This window comes from Aeoliella sp., from assembly GCF_965227375.1.
Classification (GTDB): Bacteria; Planctomycetota; Planctomycetia; order Pirellulales; family Lacipirellulaceae; genus Aeoliella.
The window spans coordinates 3291479-3316242 of record NZ_CBDDFX010000002.1 but is presented as its reverse complement, the minus strand read 5'-3'; the positions used below and the strand labels follow the sequence as shown (position 1 = coordinate 3316242).

The following is a 24764-nucleotide window of genomic DNA, read 5'->3' as shown; positions in this document are numbered from 1 at the left end:
TATGCCAGTTCTAGAGCAGGTGGGTTCGATGCGTATGCAGTAAATGGACTGCCATATGCAACAACGGCGACTCTGTGTCGTCGCGAGTTCCCGAAGTGGCCGAGCGCGTTGACTATCTTCGAGAACCAACCTACTGTGAGAATGGTCGCCGCATAGCGGCATCCTCATGCGCGGTGATCTTTCCGATCCAGGCCTTCCAATTGAGAATTGCAGTGACTAATCAGCAAGATAGCCTGATGCTCTGGCTCACGCCTTCCGTTCAGATGGTTGTGCAGTTCATTCTGCTGGTACTTGCTGATGCTACTTGTGGGCGGGAAATCGACCGGCGTGCCCTCGTCGACCGCCACACGGTCCAGTACGAGAAATACACGCCCGAGGCGCCCGGCCAAGTGGGCAATGGTGAGTTTAGTTTTGCGTTCGATATCACGGGGCTGCAGACCTTTCCCTCCGAAAAGGAGGGGCATGTGCCGTTGGGGACTATGGCTCAGTGGAGTTGGCACTCGTTCCCTGAGCGACAACAGTACCAATACCGACAAACGCTTCGTGAGTACGATGTCCACGGGCGCAAGGTCAGCTACGCCACGGACATGCGAAGCGAAGCCGCGGTCGCGATTCGCTCGAATCCCCACCGATTCAATCTGGCACGCATCGCTCTCAGGTTGATCGATTCGCAAGGCAGCAGGGCCGAGGTGACGGACCTCGACAACACCTCACAAGAGTTGTCGCTCTGGACAGGAGAGGCAACGAGCAAGTTTACGTTTGAGGGCCAACCGGTCACGGTACGAACAGCGTCTCACCCGACTCTTGATGCACTTGCTATTGATATACGATCGCCACTTGTGGCCAGTGGGCAAGTCGGAATCGATCTGAGTTTCGCCTACCCGGCAGGTGTTTGGGGCCCGAAGGTCGATAACTGGGAGACTCCCCAGCGGCATACGACCGAATTGAAACAAGTGGGGGATCAAATACGGCTCGTGCGCACCCTCGATGCAGTGCAATACGCCGCCGATGTATCGACCAACGGCCATCTGACGGCCAATGCACCGCATCAGTTCGCGATCGAACATCTTGGAAGTGAACACCTGCAGTTAGTCGTCCATTTCCATCCCGAGCCAGAGACTGACTTTGAACCGCTGTCGGTAAATAGCGTACGCAGAGCCGCCAGCAAGCACTGGGAAGGTTTTTGGCTTGGTGGGGGCGCAATTGATCTTTCAGAGAGCCGCGATCCGAGGTGGCGCGAGTTGGAACGGCGAATCGTGCTCTCGCAATACTTGACGGCCATCCAATGTGCCGGTTCGATGCCACCACAAGAAACCGGACTACTGTGCAATAGTTGGTACGGCAAGAGTCATCTGGAAATGCACTGGTGGCATGCAGCTCACTTCGCGTTCTGGGGGCGATTCGAACTACTGGAGCGCTCCCTCGGGTGGTACGAGGAGATCACGCCAGCCGCACGTAGTATCGCCAAACGCCAAGGATACAAAGGGGTGCGCTGGCCGAAGATGACTGGACCAGCTGGAATTAGCAGTCCCAGCGAAGTCGGTGAACTGCTCGTGTGGCAACAGCCTCATCCGATTTACTTGGCAGAGCTAGCCTATCGCGATAAGCCAGATGCCGAAACGCTAGAACGCTACCAGACTATTGTCGAGCAAACAGCGGAGTTTATGGCAGACTATGCACACTTTGACGCGTCCAACGACCGCTACTTGTTGGGGCCCGTGTTGATCCCTGCCCAAGAGTGCTACGACGGACGATCCGCGGCCGGCGTGTACAATCCTACCTTCGAGCTGTCCTACTGGCGGTGGGCGCTGCAAACGGCCAACCGGTGGCGGCAGCGCCTCGATTTGCCACCAAATGAGCATTGGAAACAGGTGGCCGACAAGATTGCAAAGCCAACGGTTCGGAACGGAGTTTACGCGGCGATTGAGAATGCACCCTACACGCGCCGACGAGATCATCCGTCGATGCTGGCTGCTTTGGGAGTGATGCCCGATGTGGGCCTCTTAGATGCAGACACGATGTCGCGCACCATGCTGGATGTCGAGCGAGATTGGGACTGGTCGGAGACTTGGGGCTGGGACTACCCCATGATGGCCATGACGGCTGCACGTGTGGGCAATCGCAGCAAGGCGGTCGACTATCTGCTTCTCGATACGCCCAAGAATCGATATATGATGAATGGTCATTGCTACCAAGCGGACCGCCTGCCAGTCTATCTGCCGGCCAATGGGGGGCTGCTTGCCGCTGTGGCTATGATGAGCGCCGGCTGGGACGGTAGTGAACCGCTGGGCGATGCACCAGGCTTCCCAAGCGATGGATCTTGGTCGGTTCGATACGAGGGACTACGACGCATGCCATGAGGCAAATTGCGTGGAACGATTTAGCCAAGGCACTACCGTCAGGAGTACAAGCACGGCACTGCACGGTTCGGGCACTGTAGTAATGCCGGCAGCCTGCTGATGGATGGCAAGCCTGGGTTCAAAGCCTGCAACTTCTCTGGTCCAAAACAGCAACTCGTTGTCTGATCCGTTCGCGCCTACGACGAGTAACGTGGCGAGACCACCAACGCGGCTGTTTAGGAAGCTACTCAATTCGGAACTTGAAAACTGAACAAACTCGTCGCCGTGGTTCGGATCTAGTGGCGGAAGGGAACCTAGCAGCCATAGGTTTTCTGTTCCCGAGGTCCCAACGGAGCCCAGGTCTTGGGTTTCAGCATCTCCGTCGCCAGGAATTTCGTCACCAGAGGCGTTGAACGAAAACGTCGCCTCGTTCCAGTCCTGTGGCGTATTCCCAGCCACATCGTTCAGACCATACACCTGAACCTCGCCCTCCAGCCAACCTACATTGTTGTTTGTGACTAGCGTAAACGTCGCGTCCGTGATGCTTGTCTCGTTTGTTAGGTCAAACCGGATGTAGGAAACGTGTTGGCGACCAGTGCCATCAACAGACCGCGAACGCACCTGAATGCGAGTTCTACCCCCTTCGGCGTCGTTGGGCTGATGCTCTTCGATATTCGTATCTGCAACAGCAAGCAAGACAGGAGCATCCGGAACGATCGATGCACCAAAGTTGTTTTTCCACAACGCGTAGTCCCCCGCTGTCACTTGGTTATCGCCGTCGCCATTGCCCTTCAACACCGACTCGTCGCCGCCGAGGTTGTTGCGCCACACGGTGTAGTCACTTAGATCCACGGCGTTATCGGCGTTAAAATCACCAGGCAAGGTTCCTTGCAGCTCGAATGCGCCCAAGTCGGGTGCGCTGCCATAGTAGGGCAGCCCCTGATCCTCGCCAGCGTTGATTAAGCTGCTGCCGGGCTGGAGTCGCAGCAAGTCGATAGTCGGCAAGCTGCCATCGGCGGCCCTCGCTCCATCGACGCCAAGCTTGGATAGACTCGCAAAATCAGCCGCTGAAACGTCGAAACCGCTATTCCAGGTGTTGTACTCGTCGTCGATCAACGACGGGTTAGCGTTGGACAAATTCGAACCGTTGGCGAATGAAATGTTGTTCCGCAGGTAGTGGTCCGCAGGCCAGTTGGTCGGTTCGACGTCGTTCGTCAAGTCGAAGCCTCGAGAGTTGCTGAACGCGGTGTTATTGATCCAGTCGATCCCGCCTGGGTGATGATTGGCATAGAAACCTTGCACTCGGTTATCGAACGCCATGTTGTTGCGAACGACATTTCGCGGCACGTCTTCTGGATCGGGGAACTTGGCTGGATCCAACCCGAATCCCCCGGTCTTGAACCCTGCTCCATTGCCAGCCGCCGTGTTGGTACCGGGAATGTAGCCGTTCCGCCACGACCAGGAGTCAGCTACAGTCACTTCGCCAGGCGAGTTGATAAAGTCGAACCCGTCGTCGCTATTTTCCCACGCCCGATTGCCGACGAATACGTTGCCATCTTGGTCGCTATGACTGCCAAAACCATCGGCGTTCTCTCCACCACGATCGGGGTCGTAGTTGTGGTGTGAGTCGCAGTTGAGAACCAGATTGTTGCCGCCGCTCAGGATGAATAGTCCAGGTCCTTCGTTGTGATGCAGGTTTAGCTGCTCGAAGATGTTGTCGTTGCCTCGGTCGCCCTCCACCCGAATCGCCCACGACTCGTTGACGTTGGTTATGACCTGCTGCACACCACGCAGTTCCAGTCCTTTAAAGTGCAACCAATCGGCGTCGACGCTGAATCCACGGATTCGTTCTATTGGCAAGTAATTGTAGAAGTCAAATACTGGCGATTCCCCGGGATAAGCCCAGTAGTTGATGCGTTGTCCCGGCGAGCCACTCTTGTCGAATAAGACTGCGTTTTCACTGGCTCCGGCTCCAGCGCTGTATTCGTAGACTCCGCCGCGAATCCACACCGTATCGCCTGCGTGTGCGGCCTCCTGGCCGCGTGCAATTGAGGCAAACGGCAGATCGATCGTACCCGGGTTGCCATCGTTACCGTCTACTGCCACAAAGAACTCCCCTGCTTCGAGCCGAGCAGAAGCCAGCAAGACCATCAGTAGAACGGCGAACTTCATCACGGAACGGCTGTAACAGAAAAGGGGCGGAAATGCTCGCGGAGATCTCTTCAACGTATCGCGAACTTTACTCTTTGCGAATAGACTCTCGACAAGTGTGCTCATTCTACTCAGGATAGTCAGAACAGGCCATGCGTTGTCGAAGCAGTCATGAACGTGGAGTGTCCTATGTTGCGTCGCGAGGTTTTTAAAAGTGCGGCAATCCTCCCCATTGCGTCATGGCTGTCGTGCAACGCGACTGCAGATACGAAGTCGGAAGCTTATCCCGAACAGGCGATATCCAATTTATGCAGGCGACTTAAGCCAATTGGTCGCATACTCGAGTTGGAAGGCTACTACGTTTGGTGCAACACCCCTATTGCCGACGACGATGGCAAGATCCATGTCTTCTACTCCCGCTGGCCGGCGCGGAAGGGGATGGGAGGGTGGATCAACAGCTGCGAGATTGCCCACGCAGTGGCCGACTCACCCGAAGGTCCGTACACAACGGTCGATGTTCCGCTCGCGCCGCGCGGAAAGGGATATTGGGATGCCACGACTTGCCACAATCCGCACATTCAACGAGTGGGCGACACGTTTCACCTGTTTTTTATGGGGAATTCGAACGGCAAGACCAACACCAAGCGGATCGGCCTGGCAACGGCCAAGTCGTTGGAGGGGCCGTGGATTCGCCCCGATAAACCGCTTCTCGAGCCTGGCGCCGAGGGAAGTTGGGACGATCATTGCACCACCAATCCCTCCTATATCGCGCATCCCAATGGAGAAAGTTGGTTGTATTACAAGTCATGGAATACGGCCGATTACACCAACGGCAGCGGGCGAATACGAGGAAACCGCAAGTATGGGCTGGCCGTTGCGCACCGCGTTGACGGTCCCTACAGGCGTCATGCCGAGAACCCTCTGGTCGACTACTCGGGCCTTGGCGAGAATCGCCAATGCGAAGATGCCTATGTCTGGAGGGAAGGTGGACTCTTCAAGATGATCACAAGAGACATGGGCGTCTTCAATCACGACGTGGGTCTCTACCTTGAGTCACGCGACGGCATCCAATGGTCGGAACCGCAGGTAGCCTACTACGAACTCGCGCACTACTTCGATCAACCCCCAGCGCCAAAGCACCTGAGGCGCTATGGACGGCTAGAGAGGCCACAGTTGCTGTTCCAAGGCGATCGGCCCACGCATCTGTTTGGCGCCTCGCAAGGCGGTAAGTTCCAGACCGCATCTGGCATCGTGCTGGCGTTGGAAGAGAATTAGTCTCCCCCTCTGCGGTGTGAGTCTTTGCATTTCTGCGCAACACCCGCGTCTCAAAAGGAGGCATACATTGCGCGTAGAGCCATCGCCCTGCGGTAGCGGAATCAGGATAATCCAAAGCGGTTCCGCCAGCGTATTCCTCGCTAGGGATTGCACTTAGGCCGTTTCCAATGGAAGCGGTCGACAGAATTTGAGCATCTTCTCAGATTTGTCCGTTACTTCATGCGGCAGTCGCGCCTAGATACGGTGCGGACGTACCTTGTCTACCCAGCTTGATCGGAGCATCAAGCCCGAAAACATGAGCATCAACAAACAGGCTGAAATTCAGGACGGACGTTCTCACTCCGAACGTTTCGTTGAGTTACTCGGCAGCCAGGAGCGACAACTCCTGCCATACGTCTACTCGCTCACGGGCGATTGGAACGATGCGGAGGAAGTTGCCCAACGCGTCCGACTTAAGTTGTGGAATCAATTCGATCAGTACGATGAATCGCTGTCATTCGGAGCCTGGGCCAGGGCGATTGCCTACTACGAGGTGCTCACCTACCGAAAGGAGAAGAGCCGTCGCCCAATGTCATTGAGCGACGTCGCTTTGTCGAAGTTGAGCACCACCTACGATGAAATTGTGGCATCGCTAGACGATCGACAAGAGGCATTACAGGAGTGCTTGCAGAAGCTCGCGCCAAAGGAACAGAAGTTTGTCGCTGAATACTATGCGAATCTGGGCAATTCGGCCGAACTGTCGAACGCAAAAGGGCTTTCAGTTGCAGCCCTTCGGCAGCGACTCTACAGAGTCAGGAAGATACTCTTTGGATGCGTTGAACGTAATCTCGCCAAAGCGCAAGCGTAGTGGCACAAAGTTAAGCAGGTAGCTTTCACTCGTAGCAAGATGGCTCAGAAACCTACAGATCACGAGTTGGTTGACGAAGTGCTCAAGCTGACGCTTCGCTGCCAGGAATCCACTCCGACAGAAGACGAGAGTGCGAGGTTGGATGTACTGCTATCCGAGTCGTCATTGGCGCGGCGAGTCTACCTGCTTTCGTGCAACGACACGGCGACACTTGTCCGGTCGGCTGCGGCGATGGATTGCTCTCTGCGGGCCTCCCGGCCCTTTCGCTTGACCCACAAGGCGCTATTTGCCCCAGTCATAGCTGCGTGTATCGCGCTCACGTTCGTGGGGGGGCTGTGGCATTGGTCCAGTTCCCACTCGCAAATGGCAGCAACGCAAGGTACCAAAACATCGCAGGTTCAGACCGTGGGGCGGGTTGTCAGCTTAAAGAACGTCAAGTGGACTAAGGGCGCGGTAGAGTTCGACGAATGGTCTCGGTTCGACGTGGGGCAATCGATCGCCATCGACGCTGGAGTGGTGTCGCTCATGATGGACAATAGCGCCGAGATTAAGCTGGAAGGTCCAGCAGATTTTCGCCTCACTTCCGCTGAAAAGGCGGTTCTTTCGAAGGGCAATCTTGTCGCAAGATGCGGTCCCGAAGCAGTGGGTTTTCAGGTTGAGTCGCCGGACGTCGACGTAGTCGATCTCGGCACCGAGTTCGGCGTCTCCGTTAGGGAGGGTCAGCACACGGATGTCGTCGTTTACGATGGCAAGGTCGATTTGACCACCCGGGTCGGCGCTAACCCTCTGGAGCGACGCCTAACGGCTGGCGAGGCCCTGCAGATTTCTCATCTGGGTGAGCCGCATCGAATCACGCAGGTTCGGGGTGACCAGCATTTGACCCCTTTGTATCCACTCGATCGTGGAGTCGGTCTGTCCAAGAGAATTGTCTCGGTGAGCGACCGTCTCCCCACCACCGAGACGGTGAAGTTCTACAGGGTGGTGGGCGGAGGGTTTGGAGAAGACTGCCGGGCGTATGTCGATCGCTCCTACGAGTGGAATGGTGTCGACCAGCAGGGGCTTCCACCGGCGATGGTCGGCGGTGATTACGTCATGACCTTCAACGACGACAAGGTCTTGACGGTGGAGATTGAGGTCGAGTTGGCTATGCCCTCGACGCTGTATGTGCTGCTGGACGACCGCGTGCCTTTGCCCCGGTGGTTGTTAGACAACTTTTTCGATACCGGTTGGGACGTTGGTATGGACGAGATGCGCAGCGACCGCAGGCTCGTCATCGGTGTTGGTGCTGGTGCTAGCGTAGATCATGTTTTTTCGGTATGGCGGCGTGATGTCAGGGAGGCCTCACTCGTAACGTTGGGGCCGATTCGGCAAGAACAGTTGGATGTGTCGTCACCTCACGTCGTGTACGAAAGTATGTACGGCGTTGTTGTGACGGAGTTAGTAGAACCACTTTAGTTGTGCGTCCAAACTCGAGCTCGTCAATGGACTTTAGTGGCGATTTGATGTGCAACCAGGGGCGTTCGCTTTGCAGCAATTGTGTGTTTACTAACTGAAAGGGGCAACTTACGCTTTCAAGCAACTAGGCGGAAAATGAGAATCTCTTCGAGCATGTGTGCCTCACCGCAGCAAATTGCTGCGGTGGTCAGAATTGAGAAATCCATTCATGCAGCTCCTGCTATTCTGTTTTCCTTTCACAAGCAAGCGAACCGATTCGGGTTCATTGCATCGCGGCGTGTGACGCCTTGAAAAACGGCCATTGCTTGTGTTTGCCATGCAATCGCCAACCGTCGGTTTACCGACTGCATTGTAATTGTTGTGAAGTGATTCGAATTCCGGCCCATTCACTTCCGAAGAGCGCAATCGATGGGCCACAAGCGGTACTTATCGGGCCTGTGGCCCAAACATCATCACCTTGGAGGTATTCTAATGACTTGCAGACGCGCGTTTAATATTGCTTTGCTGCTGGCGGCAGCCTGCCTATGGGGCAATGCTCATGCGGCCTCCCTGATTCCTGATGCCGACACGCGATTGTCGAACGACACGGATCGCGGGCCGACCAGCAACACCGGAAGTAGCAGTGTCTGGGAAGTCCGCTGGCACTCCGCTCCTCGAGTGCGAATCGGATACGTCCGATACGATATCAGTGGCATTAATCCCGCACTCTTCGGATCGGCAACGCTTAGCGGAACCTTCACGGACAGTGGTCGAAATGGTCCAAGTGATGGCTCGGGGATGTGGAACGTGTACGGATTGAACGACACGACCTCATCTGGATTGGGCAACAGTTGGGACGAATCTGCTGTCAACTACTCGAACGCTTCTGGCGTTGATAATAGTGCTGCAGTGGGCACCTTTGCTTTCAATTCGGACGCTACATTTCTGGGTACCATGTCCTTTGATGGGGTGGACGTTCAGCCCCTTCCATTCTCCTCCAATACAGCTGATCTGGACCTCTCCGCGTTCTTAAACGCCGATACGGATGGTTTGGTGACCCTCATGTTCATGGACGTCGACCAGCGAGGTCACGAATATCGCATTAACAGCAAGGAGGGAAGCACGGCGGATGGCCATGGTCCGATGAGGCTCAATTTCGTACCCGAACCCAGCAGCATTGCCTTGGTCGCTTTGGCGCTTGCCGGCGTTGGGTTTGCGGTACGGCGCAGCCGAAGCTGAATACGTCTGCATGGAATCAACCGTACCCTCTGGCTCGCTGAGACTTAGCGAGCCGGAGGGGTAACGGCAAGGATTCGGATCGACAGCCGGGCGTGATTAAACCTCGATGCCCCGTAACACCCAGTTTTCCCTCTTAAACCCTTTGCGAACGATGATAAACACACACAGGTGCCTTGCCCGATTGGCCGCATTCTCAGTCTTTGTCGTGGGCCTGACCGGCACGGCATTGGCGGCCGTCACCGTGGTCGACACAACTCTCGACGAGATGACCTCTTATCTCATCAGCGATGCCGATGTGGGAGATTTCACTGTGACCATCTCGGGTCACACACAAAAGACGCAGCATGAAGCAAGGTATTACTTCCGCACCGAAAGCACCAGTTCCGCCATCGACGAAACCTGGCTCATTTCGATTACTGGTCTCGATCCCGGAGAAGTCATCACCGACTTCAACATCAATACAACGAGGATTGTTCCCACGGTTGGCGGGGGGAGCGGCTGGGATTGGGACATCGATCTGACAGCGCCACTGAACACCGGTGGAACCTACATGGACTCTCGCAATCTGACCAGCGATGTCGCCCTCGATCCGGACATTACCTTCGACGATGGTGTGATCGGCGACAACTTTGGGGTAAATCCGACCTTCACCGTCAACGTATCCAAAACCAATAGCGTGACGCGGTCGCTGGGCTGGTACGACTTCACCATCGGCGCGGCGCTTGCGACCAACGTCTCCGTGCCAGGCGACACCAACGGCAACGGTACCGTAGGTCCCGAGGACCTCACGCCCATCTTGCAGAACTACCGAACCGCGCAGACCGAACGCACTGCAGGCGACTTGATCGACAACGACTTCATCGACTACGCCGACTTTCGCGAATGGAAAACACGATTCCTCGAAGCGGGAGGCTCGCTGGCGGGTATCGATTTCAACCCCGTGGCTGTTCCCGAACCAAGCAGCATCGTTATTGGTGGCTTGGCTTTGGCAGGCATGGCGGTGTTATCACGGCGCAAACTGAAGTAATCGACCAAGTGTAACTCGCTCACGTGCGGCGTGAGGATGACCGACAACAAAGTAGCCCCGGCGAACGAGCAAGTCTCGTCGTGAAAGGTGGAGTTAGTAACTATGATTCGAAAACTGTTCTTATTCGTGACTCTTCTCGCGGCAGCGATCGGAGGACAGTGGTTCAACACTGCCAGCGCACAGAGCCTTCTTCCCGTGCCCCCAGACGCCGACGCACGCTTGGCGAATGACACTAACCGAGGGCCAACCAGTAACACGGGCTCCAGTAGCCTTTGGGAAGTCCGATGGCACGAAGCGCCTCGGATCCGAATTGGCTATGTTCGCTATGACATAACCGGATTCGACTCGTCGTTATTCAATACGGCCACCTTGCGCGGAACGTTCAGGGACAGCAGCCGCAATGGCCCTGGCGATGGATCGGGAATGTGGGACGTGTATGGCCTCAATGATGTGACGACCACCGGGCAGGGAAATAACTGGATCGAAAGTGGTGAGGGTTCCATCAACTACTCCAACGCCTCTGGCGTCGATAATTCCGCTCTGATAGACACATTTGCGTTCAACTCGGACGCGACCTTCCTGGGCACCATGTCGTTCGACGGCAACGACGTGCAACCCCTTCCGTTTGCCTCCAATTCAACCGACCTGCCCCTCGGTTCCTTCTTGAATGCCGACACGGATGGTTTGGTAACGTTTATGTTCATGAGTTCATCGCAGGATGGACATGAGTACCACATCGACAGCAAGGAAGGCAACATGTCAGGCGGTCACGGTCCAATGACCTTGAATTTCGTCGTTCCCGATGGCGATGTGGATGGAATCAATGGCGTTGACTTGGTGGACCTCCAGATCATTGCCGACAACTTTCGCCAATCGGTGACCAGTCGAATTCAAGGCGATCTGACCAACGACAACTTCGTCGACTTCGATGACTTCGATCAATGGAAGAGGAACTACAACGGCTCGCTCGCCAATCTCAATCTGGATTTTCTGACAGGCACGCAAGTCCCTGAGCCAACGTCGGCCGTATTGGCAGCGTTAGCAATTGGCGGCGCTTCGATTGCGGTGCGATGCCGCCGCGCTAAGGTGAGATCGCTTGCCAGCCGGTCGTAAGGCAACCGTCTGCTCGATCACAGCCACGGTATCCACACTCCAATCAACCTCCTATAGCGGCAGCTCTGATGGCAACCACAATGCAATTTGACATACCATCTCGATTTCGTTCGATCTCGTTTCTGCTGGGTAGCAGCCTCGTAGTGTTTCTGACTAGCGCCTCGATTGCATGGGGGCAGTCCGACTCCTACTTCCGCGACGCCATGTCCAATACCCCCCTTCCAGCGCCCGCCGGCCCCGACGGCAACTGGAACATCAACGACAACTGGTGGGACGATCTCGACAACCACTTCATTCCAGATCACAGCGTGGGTAGCGGTGAGCGAGCCACTATACGCAACGGTGGCACCGCCTACGTCGATACCGACGGCGGTGTGTACCCAGGCGCCATCTCCATTGGAACGGGAAGTTCCAGCGGCGGGCTCGAGATCCGCAATGGCGGCACGCTGCACTCCATGCAGGGAGGTTCTACCTCAGGCAACATTGCCATCGGCAGCGCCGATGGCGTGGGAACGGTCGATGTCCTACCTGGAGGAACATTGACCGCAGAGGGGGCGGTCTCGATAGGCAGCAACGCGGGCAATCGACTTGTTGTGGGTGGAATGACTGGCGCCACCGCCACCTTGTCCTCCGCCACGGCAGATTTTAACTCCACCGTCCAGGTGTATCCCAATGCCAGCGTCTCGACGACAAGTCTCGCGAGTTTTGGCAGTTCGGGTTATTACCAGGCAGAGATCACGGGCGACGATGCAGGTGGTTTCATTTCAGTCGGAACCACTGCCACGTTAGGCGGGACACTTCATCTGAACTTCAACTACGTTCCTTCGAGTGGTCACTCATGGAAAGTACTGGATGCCCAAGTTGTGAATGGGTCTTTCGATTCGGTCACAACCAGTGTGCCAATGGCCAGCAATGAAAGAGTGGTGCTCTCCAAGCCAGATATCGGTGGCGGACGCGTCGAGTTGCGAGCACAAGTGGAAGAGATTCTCGTGCTCGATGTGAACCGAAACACAGGGGCTGTCACCATTAAGCATCCTGGCAGCTCGACGATCGAGTTCGACGGCTACTCGGTCGGCTCCGACATCGGTTTGCTCAGCGACCAGGATGCCAATTGGGATAGCCTGGTGGAGAGCGGTCAGTATGGATCCGACTGGGTAGAAACGGCCCAGACCGTCAAGAATGTCAGCGAACTCAAGGTTGGAGCAGACGCCGCGTTTGCCGGTGATATCGAACTTGGAAACATCTACGATGCCCTGGCCGGGGTGTTTGGCGGAGCGACGGAAGATCTGGTGTTCGAGTATCGACGATCGTCCGACAGTGCAGTGATTCCCGGCATCGTTCAGTATAGCGGGATCAAGGTGAACAACCTGCTGTTGCAGGTCGACCCTACCGGCGCCGGCGACGCTTATCTGCGGAACACTTCCAATACGACAGTTCAGATCGATTCGTACGAGGTTCTCTCCGACAGCGGATCTTTGACGACAGCTGGCTGGGATAGTCTGGCCGAACAAGGTGTCACATCGAACATTTGGTTGGAAGCGGATACCAACAGTGCCACTCAACTCGCAGAGTTCGACTCCCAAGGGTTCTTAACGCTCGCGCCTGGCGCCAAGTACAACTTGGGGCCCTTGTTTACCGGCGGCGACGAGGACCTTGAGTTCAATTTTCTGCTGATGGGCGACAGCACGGCCACAACGGGCGCCGTAATCTATTCGACTTTTGTCCCCGGTGTGTCAGGCGACTTTAACGAGGACGGTGTTGTCAACTTGGCCGACTACACGGTCTGGCGTAACAACCTCGGCGGCCCAAGTTTGCCAAACGACGATGGGCTGGGCACTGTTGGCTCCGCCCACTACGAGCTATGGAAGACGCACTTCGGCGAGGTTGAGTCGGGTTCTTTGGCGGCAGTCAACACTCGGGTGCCAGAGCCAACAGCTCTGGGGCTAGTACTTGTTGCAAGCGTAGGTTTGCTTTGTTCGTGTCGTCGAGGTGGTGTGCAAACTCATGATCTGGCATAGCCCTTGTGCATTCGCGATTACAAAACAGATACAAGAAGTCAAGAAAGGTGTGAGATGAGAGGGACCGACAGACGGCACGCCCCCGGCGTTAGGGGCTTTACCTTGGTCGAGCTTCTGGTGGTGATCGCCATTATTGGAATCTTGGTCGCACTCCTATTGCCGGCTATCCAGGCGGCACGCGAGGCAGCGCGGCGGTCGTCGTGCCTCAACAACATGCGTCAGATCGGCATTGCCATTCACATGCACCACGACGTGTCGAATGAGTTGCCACCGAGCCGTATGTGGGATGGTGGTTTCACCTGGGCGGGGGTCATCCTTCCGTACCTCGAGCAGGCGAACGTTCGCGACCTGGCGGACTTTACCAAGGACTTCGCAGATCAAAACATCGCTGTGAAGGAAACGCCCATTCCACCCTATCTGTGTCCCTCACGAAGCCATGACCGGCCAGTGAATTACCTCCGCTCAGAAGTAATTCCGGATGTTCAAACTTCCTCTGGCGGGACTGTGATGGGTGGAGGAACAACACTCGGAATCCGGGGCGACTATGCCTGTATTTCGAGTACGTTTCGGTCGGGGCAGGGTAATTTCGATCATGTCTTCGACGGCGCAATTGTGCTCCCAGAACTCAAGAGCGGCAGACGCTATAAGTCCAGGACTAGACTCTCGAGGATTGTCGATGGGACGTCCAACACGTTCATGGTCGGCGAAAACTCCTACTGGATGTCAGCACGAGCGTCGATCTATGACGGAAACGACAACCCCGGTGCCATACTTGGCCGAGGGGCGATCGCGCGGGTGAAGGCGCAGCTACCCAACGGGGGACGCGGTATCGACTTCAATAAGCGCGAAGGGGGCAGTGTCGCTCAAGATCGATTCCAGCACCGCGGCGACGATTGCGAAAGCGGTGCTGGTTGCCCGGTGTGGTTTGGGGGGGATCACACCGGGGTGATAAATGTCACGCTTTGCGATGGAAGTAGCACGGCGGTGAGCAAGGACATCGACTTGGCCGTGCTGGAGAACTTTGTCACCCGAGCCGGTGAGGAAGTAACGAGCACCGACGACCTATAACTGAGAATCCCCATCCAAAGACGGAAACCTGTGGCGGCGGCCGGCGAGTACTGGGCAGCAGACTCGTCGGTCGCTGCACTCAGGATCAATCCCCAGGCTGGCGGAGGCGATCAACGGCCACAGCGAGCAGGATGACTGCTCCTTTCACGACTTGTTGCCAGTTTGGTGAAACATCTAACAACACAAGTCCGTTGTTGAGCACGCCTATGATCAGGCATCCGATGACCGTGCCCAGAATGGATCCACGGCCCCCCGATAGCGATGTGCCGCCGATGACGACCGCGGCGATGCTGTCGAGTTCGTAACCCAACCCGGCGTTGGGTTGGGCTGAGTTGAGGCGGGATATCACGATCGTGCCCGCTGTCGCTGACAGGGCTCCTGCTAAGGTATACACGAGCAACTTGATGCGACGCACGTTAATGCCAGAATGAATGGCGGTTTGCTCGTTGCCGCCGACGGCATAGATGTAGCGACCAAATCGGGTCTTCTTGGTGACTACCGCAAAGACTCCGACAAGGATTGCTGCAATCCACACTGGCGCGGGAATCCCCAGTACCGATCCTGTGCCGATCGCTGCGAATTCATCCCCCAGGCCCGTGATCGGAAATCCCTTCGTCCACAACATGGTCATACCGCGAGCGATGCCCAACATAGCAAGCGTTGCGACAAACGGTGGAATCCTTACTCGAGTGATCATCAGGCCATTGAACCACCCAAGAGCACTGCCAACTAATAGCCCCGCCAGGATTGCTCCCAGGGCAGTGCACTGGAGCTCGACGCCAAGCCAAGGAAGTGGGATGGGGGCTTTCACGAGACCGGCTGTGATCGCGCTAGCGAAAGCCAGCACCGACCCGACAGATAGGTCTATTCCGCCAGAAAGTATTACCATCGTCATGCCGATGGACAGGCAGACATTCACGGAGATCTGCCGCATGATGTTCCAGCCGTTAGCAGTCGTCAGGAACTTGTCTGACAGCAGCCCCATGGCCAGAATCATCAACGCCAGCACGAGCAGCGACTGAAACCGACTGATCAACTGCCAGATTGTCTGCCTGTCATTCATTCTGTTCAGCTCCTGGCACAGCGGCGCGCATCAGCGCTTGCTCGCTCATTTCGGATCTTTCAAACTCTGCTGTCTTGCGTCCCTCGCACAAAACGATGGCACGATCTGAGATACCCAGCAGCTCAGGGAGCTCGGAAGAAACAACGATCACGGCAATCCCCTCACGCTTTAGCTGATCTATCAGTGTGTAGATTTCTTGCTTTGCGCTCACATCGATTCCGCGCGTCGGCTCGTCCAGCATTAGCACGCGAGGCTTTCTGGACAGCACTTTCGACAGCACCACTTTCTGTTGATTTCCGCCACTCAATGTAGCAACCTTGTTGCCTACGTTTGGGGCGCGAATGGAGAATCGCTCCACAAACGATTCGGCGTGTGCTCGTTCCTTGCGACCACTTAGCAAGCCGGCTTGCTCCATTTCGGCGAGGTTCGAGAGACTCATGTTCTGCTCGACGCTCATGCCCAGTACCAACCCTTGCCGCTTGCGATCCTCAGGGACCAATCCCACTCCGTTCTGGAGCGCGGATTGGGGCGATCGGATACTCACAGCTTCGCCGTCGAGGTAGATAGCACCACTCGTATTCGCCGAATGCAGCCCGTAGATGGACTCGAGCAACTCCGTGCGACCGGCCCCCATGAGGCCAAAGATACCCAGTACTTCTCCACCCTGGACCGAAAACGACACACGGTCGACCAGCGGGCCATTCGATTGCTTACTGGTAAGTGTCAACGATTCAACACGCAACCCTCGCTTTGCGGGATTTGACCCGGAATGGACGAACAGGTCGTCCATTTGCCGACCAACCATTGAACGCACGATTCGATCCCGGTCGGCATCGGCGCGGTCGAGCGTTTCGACGTGTCGACCGTCGCGGAGCACCGTGATGCGATCACATAGCCGAAGAAGCTCATCGAGCTTATGGGAGACATAGACAATCGAGACGCCGGACGAACGGAGGGCATCGATCAAGTCAAATAGCGATTCCACCTCCTGGTCGCTGATCGCAGAGGTCGGCTCGTCCATGAAGATAACACGTGCTCTCGAGTTCAAGGCTTTGGCAAGTTCGACGATCTGTTGCTGACCAACACGCAGTCGATGGACTTCCATACTTGGGTCAATCGTCGAATTGATTTCGGAGAGCAGTTGGCGGCAACGTCGGGTCTGTTCGTGCGTTCGTACTAGCCCCAGAGGAGAAACCAACTCCTTTCCCAGGAACACGTTCTCTGCGACCGAGAGGTGAGGGACCAGGTTGAGTTCTTGATGTACTAGAACGATCCCCTGGTCGATCGCGTCACGCGGAGTCGCAAAGTGAACGGGTTCTCCGTCCAGCCGGATCACACCCGCGTCGGGTTGTGTCGCCCCAGCGAGGATGTGCATCAAAGTCGACTTGCCAGCTCCGTTCTCGCCTATCAGTCCATGCACTTCTCCCGCGCGCACCCCAAAGTCCACGGCGTCCAGCGCCAAAGCGCCTGGAAACGCTTTGACGATTCCTTCGCCGGCCAGCACTGGTGCCTCGCTCATTCCACACTTCCCAAGTCGGAGACTTCGATGCGGATGGGAACCAGACTGAGCGGGTCCAGATCTTTCTCGCTCGCAACCTTCGTGCAGCCCACAAAATCGACGACCACACCCGGCACTAGCCGGGAGCGGTTTGGTGCGATGACCTCTTCTTCGACGCGACGGTTGAGTGTGGACGAGATTGCGTTGAAGTCTTGCGAGTTCGCGAAGGCGCTCGCCTTGACTGCCAGGGCGTCACGTACGGTGTTGTCGACGATCACACCGAGTTCCAACCGCACCAGACGCATGCCGCCGGCGACCCTCAAGAGCACATATTGATTCTCCACGCTTTCGATGGTGCCATGGCCTCGAACGCAGAAGCACCATGTTCCTCCCAGCCCCGCCTGATGCCCGTGCTGGCTTTGGGCGGCCGCTGGATCCGCTGTGAAGGCGCCCCACAGCTGCGTGACTTCCGTGGCGTTTTCGCCAATTCTCAGAGGTCCATTCCACAGTTCGGCTGCAAGTGCCGCCGGTTCCGTTGTCGACGTGGATTGCTCAGCTTTCGACTTCCCTTCGCCTAGCGGCCGAATGTGAAAGAGCGGAAAGAACCAGCAGCAGGCGCCACCAACCACGAGTAGCGCGCCGTAGAGCACCTTGCGAGACATCGCTACTCCCTCTTGCCATACCCCGTGAAGTCGCTGACGTTGTCTCGCGTGACGAGATCGACATTAACTGGAATCTTCTGCTCGAAGTCGCGCTTGCTATTCGCCAGATACTCGTGAGCATACTCAGCCGATGTTCGGGCCATCAGTTTGGGATACTGCATCACGGTGGCCACGATCATGCCTTCGCTTATCGAATTGACCACATCCTCCGAGCCGTCATATCCGAACACCTTGACCTGATCGGCCTTGCCCGCCGCGAGCAACGCCTGATAGGCACCCATCGCCATGGCGTCGTTTCCACAAAACACAGCGTCTATATTGTCTTGCGATTGGAGGATGGATTCCATGACTTCAAGTGCCTTGTTTCGATCGAAGTCGGCGCTTTGCTGAGCCACCATCTTCAGCCCCTCGTATCGGTCGACGACGCTGTGAAAGCCCTTCGAGCGATTCCAGGTATTATTGTCGCCCACCAGCCCCAGCAATTCGACATACTTGCCCTGTTCGCCGACCTCTTCGACGAAGTGCTTGCCGAGTTCGACACATCCCGAGTAGTTGTCGGACAAGAGCTGAGCAGTTGCTGCATCGGTGGAGTTAATCTCTCGGTCGATACAAAAGACAGGGATACCGGCATCCTTGGCTCTCTTGACGTTCGCGATCGAGCCATCCGCATCCGTCGGATTGAAGAGTATCGCTGAGTAATCAGCAGCGATGATGTTGTCGAAATGAGCGGACTCTTTCGCGGTATCGTTTTGCGAATCAAAAAGAGTTGCTTCGTAGCCAAGCTCGACAGCTCGATCACAAGCTGTTTCCCCCAACTTCACGAACCACGGATTGTTGAGTGTCGAGACGATCACTGCGATTCGTTGTGGATCCTCCGACCCGTCCGGCGAACTCCCTTGGTCGGAAGCAGTCCTGCTGCAACCAGAACTCATGACAACGAGCATGACAATCAGCGGAAGAAAAGCCTGTCGGCTGAATCGATTTAGATTCATGAGGGGTTGTCTCGCTTATAGTAACCAGGACCAACTCCGACTAACCAAGGCGGCGTACACGCATGATAGTCGCGATTGGGCGTGGCCGAAACATCTCGTGCAGATACGCAACCTCCAGGTGACCAACCGCCCCGATGGCCATTGCTCGCTTTGTCGGTACTTTGAACGACGCTTTCGCTTGATCGAGGTCCTGGTTGCGATGGGCGGGCCGGTCCTATCGCTGCAGCCGGCCTTGGCACTGAGCAACCCTCGCTGGGCGTGGTAGACGGACGCTTGGAATGCCCGACCTTGGCCAGCGGTGGATGGTCCGCTTCGCCGTCTATTCGTGCGGCGAAGTCGAACAGGTAGGCTTCGCGATTGAAGAACGAAGCGGATCGCCCCCCATCAGGCAGTCGAAGGGGCTAGTCCCCTCCGTCTGGCGACGGAAGCTACGGAAGAGTTGTCTGGCGCGCAGCAAAATGGGCTTGTGCGCCCACACCATGAGATTGAAAGACCACCTGAAAAAGGCACGGTTGGAACTTAGTTCCAGCCATCCTTCTTGCGACCACGCTTGCGCTTCTCGGCGGTGGTCAGAGTGTCTTTCATGCTGCTGATTCGATGCTTGATAGCCAGCCGGGTGACGAGAGCCACCTTGCGAACTCCCATCTTGCGCATCGCATTGGTGCGATGCGTATCGGCAGTCGGCGTGGAGACACCAAGAATCTTCGCAGCCTCCTCGGTGGAGCAGCCAAGACTGATGAGGCGGACAACTTCACGTTCACGATTTGTAAGATCTATAGCCATACAGAGTGGTGTACTTTCTTGATAAGAAATCTGCAAGCGATAGATCACTACATTGGCATAGAACCGCAGGTGATATCATGCTTTCGGCGGAAAGACGCAGCATCTCAACTTGTACAATCCGCACTGTTGAGAAGGCGCGACTTGAAACGTGCGGCAAGCGCTAATTGTGTGTTTCCTAACGATCAACCACGCGACCAATTTGCCAACTCTCTAGGCCGCATGCGGATAGCTGCGACTGGATACTCTCGGCGTAGTAAGGGCTGGCGATCATCACCAAACCTATGCCCATGTTGAACACGCGAGCCATTTCGTCATCGTCAACTTCCCCGAGTTGCTGCAGCCAAGTGAATACTGGGGGAACGGTCCAACTGTCAGGGTCGATCTCAACCCCTAATCCTGGCGGCAAAATGCGACTTGTGTTCTCGACTAAGCCACCGCCGGTGATGTGAGCAATGCCATGCACCACCTGCTTTACACGATAGTGCCCCAATACATTGCGCACCGCCGAGGTATAGATTCGCGTGGGAGTGAGCAAGACGTCGGCGACGGTAGCGTCGCATGGTTCCACATGATCGTCCAATCGAAGTCCCGCCAGATCGAAGACGATTTTCCGCACCAGGCTGTAGCCGTTGGAGTGGATGCCGCTGGACTCGATGCCGATCAGTACGTCGTCGGCGGAGATCGCGCGGCCATCGAGCAGCTTGGCGCGATCGACCACACCTACGCAGAAACCCGCAAGGTCGTAGTCGCCGGGCGAGTATACATCGGGCATGATGGCCGTCTCGCCGCCCACCAGCGCCATGTCGCCATCCAGGCATCCCTGGCTGATGCCCTCGACCAGGGCCTCAACCAGCTCTGGATCGTCGTGGCTCATGGCCATGTAGTCGAGGAAGAACAACGGTTCGGCGCCCACGCACAACGCGTCGTTCACGCACATCGCCACCAGGTCGATGCCCACCGTGTTGTGGCGGCCCGCCATTTGGGCGACCTTGACCTTGGTGCCCACACCATCGGTACACGAAACAAGGACGGGATCCTGGTAGTTGCGCCGGAACAGATGGCCAGGAAAGTCGAGCGAGAACAGGCCCGCGAATCCTCCCTCGGCCGGCAGCACCCGCGGCGAGTGCGTCCGCTTCAACAGCCGCGGCAACCGAGCCATGCTCTGCGCATAGACCTCCAGATCAACGCCCGAATCCTTGTAAGTTGCCTTGGCCATATATCGTCCGCGAAAAAATGCATGAGAACCGCTGATTTTAGAAGTCGCAGCGACAAGGTGTCAACGCGGCGGCAACGTGGCCCACGCCGGCCTGGCCGCCGAGTTGGCAGCGCCGCTATGAGCGGAAAGTGGTAGCCCCTGTAACGAATGTGCCGGTCGCCTAAGGTGCGACTGACCGCCGGCCCGGGGCGTTGTAGCCGCTGGTCGACGGAGCCCGCGTGGTCAGGAACGCCGCCGCGCACTAGCGTAGATCGCCACGACTGCTACAATTGTCGCGTTTTCCACCTGTCCGCGGTGGGAAAAGGTGGTCGAATTGGATAGTCCGGCGCCGGGAACCATTCTGGCGAGGGAAGCTGTGCGGTACGATAAGTAGGGTAGTAAAGTGGTGCTCGGCTAGTGACCGAGGAGACCTAAGCCATGACGCGGTCCGATGGGATCGACGTCGGCAGTCCTCTCCCGTTCGCAACTTAGGCACCCCACCCATGCAACTACAGGCGCCCTCGCTGCTCGCCCATTCGGCGAGCGTGGTAATGCCCTCGATCCAACCCGCCCCTCCCGCACTGCAATTCAACTACCCGTTGCCTTACGGCGCCATTCTGCACGATCACGGTGTGCAGTTTGCCGTATATAGTCGGTCGGCTACCGCTATGCGCGTGCTGCTGTACGACAAGGTCAGCGACCGCGAACCGACGAAGGTAATCAAGCTCGACCCGGTGACCGATCGCTGGGGAGACATCTGGAGCGTATTCGTCCCCGACTTGCAGGCCGGGACGCTGTATCATTTTCAGGCGGATGGACCCTACGAACCGGGCAAGGGCTTGCGGTTCAACAGCAAGGCCCGCCTGATCGATCCTTTCGCCCGCGCGCTGGCCGGCTCGTTTCAGCGTTCCACCGACGGACTCGTCCGTCCACCAAAGTGCGTGGTGGTGGACGATCAGTTCGATTGGCAAGGCGATCGGCATCTCCGCCGTCCGCTGGCCGAGTCGATCATCTACGAGATGCACGTCCGCGGCCTCACGCGCAGCAGTACCAGCAACACCGAGCACCCGGGCACGTACCTGGGGGTGATCGAGAAGATTCCGTACCTCAAGTCGCTCGGCGTGACGGCCGTGGAATTGATGCCGGTGCACGAGTTCCCGCTCTGCGAGAGCGATGGCTCGAAGCCCCGCCGCAGCAACTACTGGGGCTACGACCCCATGGCGTTCTTCGCACCGCACCGCGGCTATCAATCCGGCAAGAAGCCCGGCGGCCAGGTCGACGAGTTCAAGACGATGGTCCGCGAACTGCACGCGGCCGGCATCGAAGTGATCCTCGATGTGGTGTTCAATCACACCTCGGAAGGAAACGAGCACGGCCCGACGTTCAGCTTCAAGGGGCTGCAGAACAACGTCTACTACATGACCACCGAGGATGGAGGCTACAAGAACTACTCCGGCTGCGGCAACACGGTGAACGGCAACCACCCGATTGTCCGCGAGATGATCTTCCACTGTTTGCGACACTGGGTCTACAACTATCACATCGACGGTTTCCGCTTCGACTTGGCGAGCATTCTCAGCCGCAACCGCAAGGGTGAACTGGTACCGAATCCGCCGATGGTGGAGATCATTGCCGAAGATCCGATGCTCTCCGACACGAAGATCATCGCCGAAGCGTGGGATGCCGCTGGCGCGTTTCAGGTCGGTACGTTCGCCAACCTGCGTTGGGCCGAGTGGAATGGTCACTATCGCGACGATGTCCGCCGATACTGGCGTGGCGACTTCGGTGTCACCGGCGCCATGGCCACGCGCCTGGCCGGCTCCAGCGATCTGTATCAACCGAGCGGTCGCAGCCCGTACCACAGTATCAACTTCATCACGTCGCATGACGGCTATTCGCTGAACGACCTGGTGAGCTACGAGCGGAAGCACAACCTCGACAACGGCGAGGACAATCGCGACGGCGACAATAATAACTATTCGGCCAATTATGGCATCGAGGGTCCCACGCGCCGCGCTGCCATCGTCACGCTACGGCAACGCCAAGCGAAGAACATGATCGCTTCGCTCTTGTTGAGCCAAGGTGTGCCGATGATCCTCTCGGGTGACGAAGTGCTGCGAACCCAGCGCGGCAACAACAACGCCTACTGCCAGGACAACGCGACAAGTTGGTTCGACTGGCGACTGGTGGAGCGGAACCAGGAGATGTTCCGCTTTGCCCAAGAGGTGATTGCCTTCCGGCGTCAGCAACCAGTGTTGCGCCGACAGAAGTTCCTCACTGGCACCGCCAGCCGGCCGGGCGAACTGCCGGACGTCAGCTGGTATGGCGTCGAAGGGGAGTCGATCGACTGGGAAGGCACCTACCACAGTCTGACTTGCCTGCTAGGCACGTGCTGGCTCACCGACCCGGCCGCCCGCCCGGTGCTGATCATGATGCACTCCGGCGGCGAGTCGCAGAGCTTCGCCATCCCCGAGCCCGCCAGAAAGCTACGCTGGCGGCTGCTCATCGACACGGCTGCCCCGGCTCCGAAGGACTTCTACTCCAAGCACAATGGCCCCTTCGCGGTGTCGAACAAGCCCGTTTTGCTGGAGCATCACTCGTTGCGATGCTATGTGGCGGAGTAGTCCGTTGTCAGCGGTCCATCGACGGTGGTAAATTGAGTCCTCTGTCGACTGATAACTGACAAATCGGGCAACAAACACATGACCAAAATCGCAATCATTGGCATCGGCGACGATGGTTTGCAAGCCGTGTCGCCAGCCGTTGGCGAGCGGATCGAACAGGCGCAAGTGCTCCTCGGCTCCGAGCGGGCGTTGGACCTGCTGCCCGATTCGGTGGCCGGCAAGCGCGTGCAGATCGGTAGCGACCTAGCCGAACTGGCCGACCAAGTCCGCAACATCGGCGATCAAAGTGCCGTAGTGCTGGTGCTGGGCGACCCGATGTTCTACGGACTCGCCCGCTACATCACCGACGAGTTCGGCAAGGATCGATTCGAAGTAATACCGCATGTGAGTAGCATGCAACTGGCGTTCGCGCGAGTGATGGAAAGTTGGGACGAGGCGTACCTGACCAACCTGGCGAACCACTCTTTGGGTTCGGTGATTGAGAAGGTTCGCATCGCGGAGCGAGTCGGTCTGTTTACGACCGACACAGTGGGGCCCGACCAAGTGGCTCAAGCACTGCTCGACAAACAGATCGACTACTTCGACGCTTACGTCTGCGAGAACTTGGGTGCGCGCAACGAGCGCGTCACACGGGGCTCGCTAGCGGATATCGCCGGGCAGTCGTTCGAGCCACTCAACGTGATGATCCTGGTCCGTCAGCGACAGTTGCCCGACCGCCCGCGCGAAGCGGTCGGCCGCCGGCTCTTTGGCAATCCCGATGAGGTGTTCTTCCAGTCACGCCCCAAGTATGGATTGCTCACTTCGGCCGAAGTGCGATCGATGGCGCTGGCGCAGATGGACATCTGGCGAGACAGCATCGTCTGGGATGTCGGCGCGGGAACCGGTTCGGTGAGTGTCGAAGCGGCCCAACTCGCCACCGATGGCGCCGTGTACGCCATCGAGATGGACCCCGAAGATCACCAACTGATCAAAGCCAACGCCCAACGCTTCAACGTGGAGAACGTGATTCCGATTCAAGGCAAGGCCCCCGAAGCCTGGGAAGCTCTGCCCGACCCCGACTGCGTGTTCGTCGCCGGCGGCGGGCGCGAAGTCTGCCGCATCGCCGAAGCCGCCTACCCCCGCCTGCGAGACGGAGGCCGAATGGTGATCAACCTGGCGAGCATCGACAACCTGACCGAACTTCGCCAGGCCCTGCGGGCTCATACTGATAACGTACAAGTGTGGATGCTCAACATCTCCCGTGGCACCGACCAACTCGACCGGTTGACGTTCGACGCACTAAAACCCTCCTTCCTGGTCGCCACGACCAAGTAACCCTTCCAGTGAATCTTCAACCCATCAACACGGCCGAGTGGCGGAATTGGCAGACGCTCTGGACTTAAAATCCAGTGTGGGGTAACCCACGTGCGGGTTCGAGTCCCGCCTCGGCTATTGTT

18 protein-coding genes and 1 tRNA gene are annotated in these 24764 nt (G+C 57.2%); 12 read left to right on the top strand and 7 right to left on the bottom strand.

The window, feature by feature from the left end:
• Window positions 1-212: 212 nt before the first annotated feature.
• Window positions 213-2360: a hypothetical protein gene (locus ACQK2L_RS26175; protein ID WP_425399999.1), complete on the top strand. Its 2148-nt coding sequence runs from the start codon at window positions 213-215 to the stop codon at window positions 2358-2360.
• Here the strand turns inward: ACQK2L_RS26175 and ACQK2L_RS26170 are convergent.
• Window positions 2343-4511, bottom strand: coding sequence for a right-handed parallel beta-helix repeat-containing protein (locus tag ACQK2L_RS26170; protein ID WP_425399998.1), 2169 nt, complete (start codon window positions 4509-4511; stop codon window positions 2343-2345). The genes ACQK2L_RS26175 and ACQK2L_RS26170 overlap by 18 nt on opposite strands.
• Before the next feature lie 168 nt (window positions 4512-4679).
• Between ACQK2L_RS26170 and ACQK2L_RS26165 the strand changes: the two genes are divergently transcribed.
• From ACQK2L_RS26165 to ACQK2L_RS26130, 8 genes are all read left to right on the top strand, one after another.
• The gene (locus ACQK2L_RS26165; RefSeq protein ID WP_425399997.1) at window positions 4680-5765 is read left to right on the top strand and encodes a glycoside hydrolase family protein; all 1086 of its coding nucleotides are present in this window, start codon (window positions 4680-4682) and stop codon (window positions 5763-5765) included.
• A 295-nt stretch (window positions 5766-6060) separates the two neighbouring features.
• Window positions 6061-6612: a sigma-70 family RNA polymerase sigma factor gene (locus ACQK2L_RS26160; RefSeq protein WP_425399996.1), complete on the top strand. Its 552-nt coding sequence runs from the start codon at window positions 6061-6063 to the stop codon at window positions 6610-6612.
• 363 nt (window positions 6613-6975) lie between these two features.
• Window positions 6976-8067, top strand: coding sequence for a FecR domain-containing protein (locus ACQK2L_RS26155; protein ID WP_425399995.1), 1092 nt, complete (start codon window positions 6976-6978; stop codon window positions 8065-8067).
• Between the two features lie 471 nt (window positions 8068-8538).
• Window positions 8539-9285, top strand: coding sequence for a PEP-CTERM sorting domain-containing protein (locus ACQK2L_RS26150; RefSeq protein ID WP_425399994.1), 747 nt, complete (start codon window positions 8539-8541; stop codon window positions 9283-9285).
• A gap of 181 nt (window positions 9286-9466) precedes the next feature.
• The gene (locus ACQK2L_RS26145; protein WP_425399993.1) at window positions 9467-10312 is read left to right on the top strand and encodes a PEP-CTERM sorting domain-containing protein; all 846 of its coding nucleotides are present in this window, start codon (window positions 9467-9469) and stop codon (window positions 10310-10312) included.
• A 369-nt stretch (window positions 10313-10681) separates the two neighbouring features.
• Window positions 10682-11425, top strand: a complete 744-nt coding sequence (locus ACQK2L_RS26140) for a PEP-CTERM sorting domain-containing protein (RefSeq protein ID WP_425399992.1) — start codon at window positions 10682-10684, stop codon at window positions 11423-11425.
• Window positions 11426-11568: 143 nt separating this feature from the next.
• Window positions 11569-13443, top strand: a complete 1875-nt coding sequence (locus ACQK2L_RS26135; RefSeq protein ID WP_425399991.1) for a hypothetical protein — start codon at window positions 11569-11571, stop codon at window positions 13441-13443.
• A 102-nt stretch (window positions 13444-13545) separates the two neighbouring features.
• Window positions 13546-14511, top strand: coding sequence for a DUF1559 domain-containing protein (locus ACQK2L_RS26130; RefSeq protein ID WP_425399990.1), 966 nt, complete (start codon window positions 13546-13548; stop codon window positions 14509-14511).
• 85 nt (window positions 14512-14596) lie between these two features.
• On the opposite strand, the gene ACQK2L_RS26125 is transcribed toward ACQK2L_RS26130, so the two are convergent.
• From ACQK2L_RS26125 to purM, 6 genes are all read right to left on the bottom strand, one after another.
• Window positions 14597-15574, bottom strand: a complete 978-nt coding sequence (locus ACQK2L_RS26125) for an ABC transporter permease (RefSeq protein WP_425399989.1) — start codon at window positions 15572-15574, stop codon at window positions 14597-14599.
• A complete protein-coding gene (locus tag ACQK2L_RS26120; protein WP_425399988.1) occupies window positions 15567-17093 on the bottom strand; it encodes a sugar ABC transporter ATP-binding protein in 1527 nt (508 codons plus the stop codon). The genes ACQK2L_RS26125 and ACQK2L_RS26120 overlap by 8 nt, the downstream gene beginning before the upstream one ends.
• On the bottom strand, window positions 17090-17734 hold the full coding sequence (locus tag ACQK2L_RS26115) for a DUF2291 family protein (protein ID WP_425399987.1): 645 nt from the start codon (window positions 17732-17734) through the stop codon (window positions 17090-17092). The genes ACQK2L_RS26120 and ACQK2L_RS26115 overlap by 4 nt, the downstream gene beginning before the upstream one ends.
• 2 nt (window positions 17735-17736) lie before the next feature.
• Window positions 17737-18588: a D-ribose ABC transporter substrate-binding protein gene (locus ACQK2L_RS26110; RefSeq protein WP_425399986.1), complete on the bottom strand. Its 852-nt coding sequence runs from the start codon at window positions 18586-18588 to the stop codon at window positions 17737-17739.
• A gap of 657 nt (window positions 18589-19245) precedes the next feature.
• Window positions 19246-19557, bottom strand: a complete 312-nt coding sequence (locus ACQK2L_RS26105) for a response regulator transcription factor (protein WP_425399985.1) — start codon at window positions 19555-19557, stop codon at window positions 19246-19248.
• Window positions 19558-19684: 127 nt separating this feature from the next.
• Window positions 19685-20725: a phosphoribosylformylglycinamidine cyclo-ligase gene (gene purM / locus ACQK2L_RS26100; RefSeq protein ID WP_425399984.1), complete on the bottom strand. Its 1041-nt coding sequence runs from the start codon at window positions 20723-20725 to the stop codon at window positions 19685-19687.
• A gap of 482 nt (window positions 20726-21207) precedes the next feature.
• On the opposite strand from purM, the gene glgX reads away from it, so the two are divergent.
• The 3 genes from glgX (at window position 21208) to ACQK2L_RS26085 (ending at window position 24759) form a co-directional block, all read left to right on the top strand.
• Complete coding sequence (glgX, locus tag ACQK2L_RS26095) at window positions 21208-23328, top strand: glycogen debranching protein GlgX (RefSeq protein WP_425399983.1); 2121 nt, start codon at window positions 21208-21210, stop codon at window positions 23326-23328.
• A gap of 78 nt (window positions 23329-23406) precedes the next feature.
• On the top strand, window positions 23407-24642 hold the full coding sequence (cbiE, locus tag ACQK2L_RS26090; RefSeq protein ID WP_425399982.1) for a precorrin-6y C5,15-methyltransferase (decarboxylating) subunit CbiE: 1236 nt from the start codon (window positions 23407-23409) through the stop codon (window positions 24640-24642).
• 31 nt (window positions 24643-24673) lie between these two features.
• Window positions 24674-24759 (top strand) — tRNA-Leu (locus ACQK2L_RS26085).
• Window positions 24760-24764 lie beyond the last annotated feature (5 nt).

What these genes read in the sequence shown, in the direction of transcription:
- ACQK2L_RS26160 (WP_425399996.1), top strand. Translation starts at nt 6,061, where the DNA reads ATGAGCATCAACAAACAGGCTGAAATTCAGGACGGACGTTCTCACTCC.
- ACQK2L_RS26120 (WP_425399988.1), bottom strand. Translation starts at nt 17,093, where the DNA reads ATGAGCGAGGCACCAGTGCTGGCCGGCGAAGGAATCGTCAAAGCGTTT.
- ACQK2L_RS26165 (WP_425399997.1), top strand. Translation starts at nt 4,680, where the DNA reads ATGTTGCGTCGCGAGGTTTTTAAAAGTGCGGCAATCCTCCCCATTGCG.
- ACQK2L_RS26150 (WP_425399994.1), top strand. Translation starts at nt 8,539, where the DNA reads ATGACTTGCAGACGCGCGTTTAATATTGCTTTGCTGCTGGCGGCAGCC.
- cbiE (WP_425399982.1), top strand. Translation starts at nt 23,407, where the DNA reads ATGACCAAAATCGCAATCATTGGCATCGGCGACGATGGTTTGCAAGCC.
- ACQK2L_RS26170 (WP_425399998.1), bottom strand. Translation starts at nt 4,511, where the DNA reads ATGAAGTTCGCCGTTCTACTGATGGTCTTGCTGGCTTCTGCTCGGCTC.
- ACQK2L_RS26125 (WP_425399989.1), bottom strand. Translation starts at nt 15,574, where the DNA reads ATGAATGACAGGCAGACAATCTGGCAGTTGATCAGTCGGTTTCAGTCG.
- ACQK2L_RS26155 (WP_425399995.1), top strand. Translation starts at nt 6,976, where the DNA reads ATGGCAGCAACGCAAGGTACCAAAACATCGCAGGTTCAGACCGTGGGG.
- purM (WP_425399984.1), bottom strand. Translation starts at nt 20,725, where the DNA reads ATGGCCAAGGCAACTTACAAGGATTCGGGCGTTGATCTGGAGGTCTAT.
- ACQK2L_RS26115 (WP_425399987.1), bottom strand. Translation starts at nt 17,734, where the DNA reads ATGTCTCGCAAGGTGCTCTACGGCGCGCTACTCGTGGTTGGTGGCGCC.
- glgX (WP_425399983.1), top strand. Translation starts at nt 21,208, where the DNA reads ATGCAACTACAGGCGCCCTCGCTGCTCGCCCATTCGGCGAGCGTGGTA.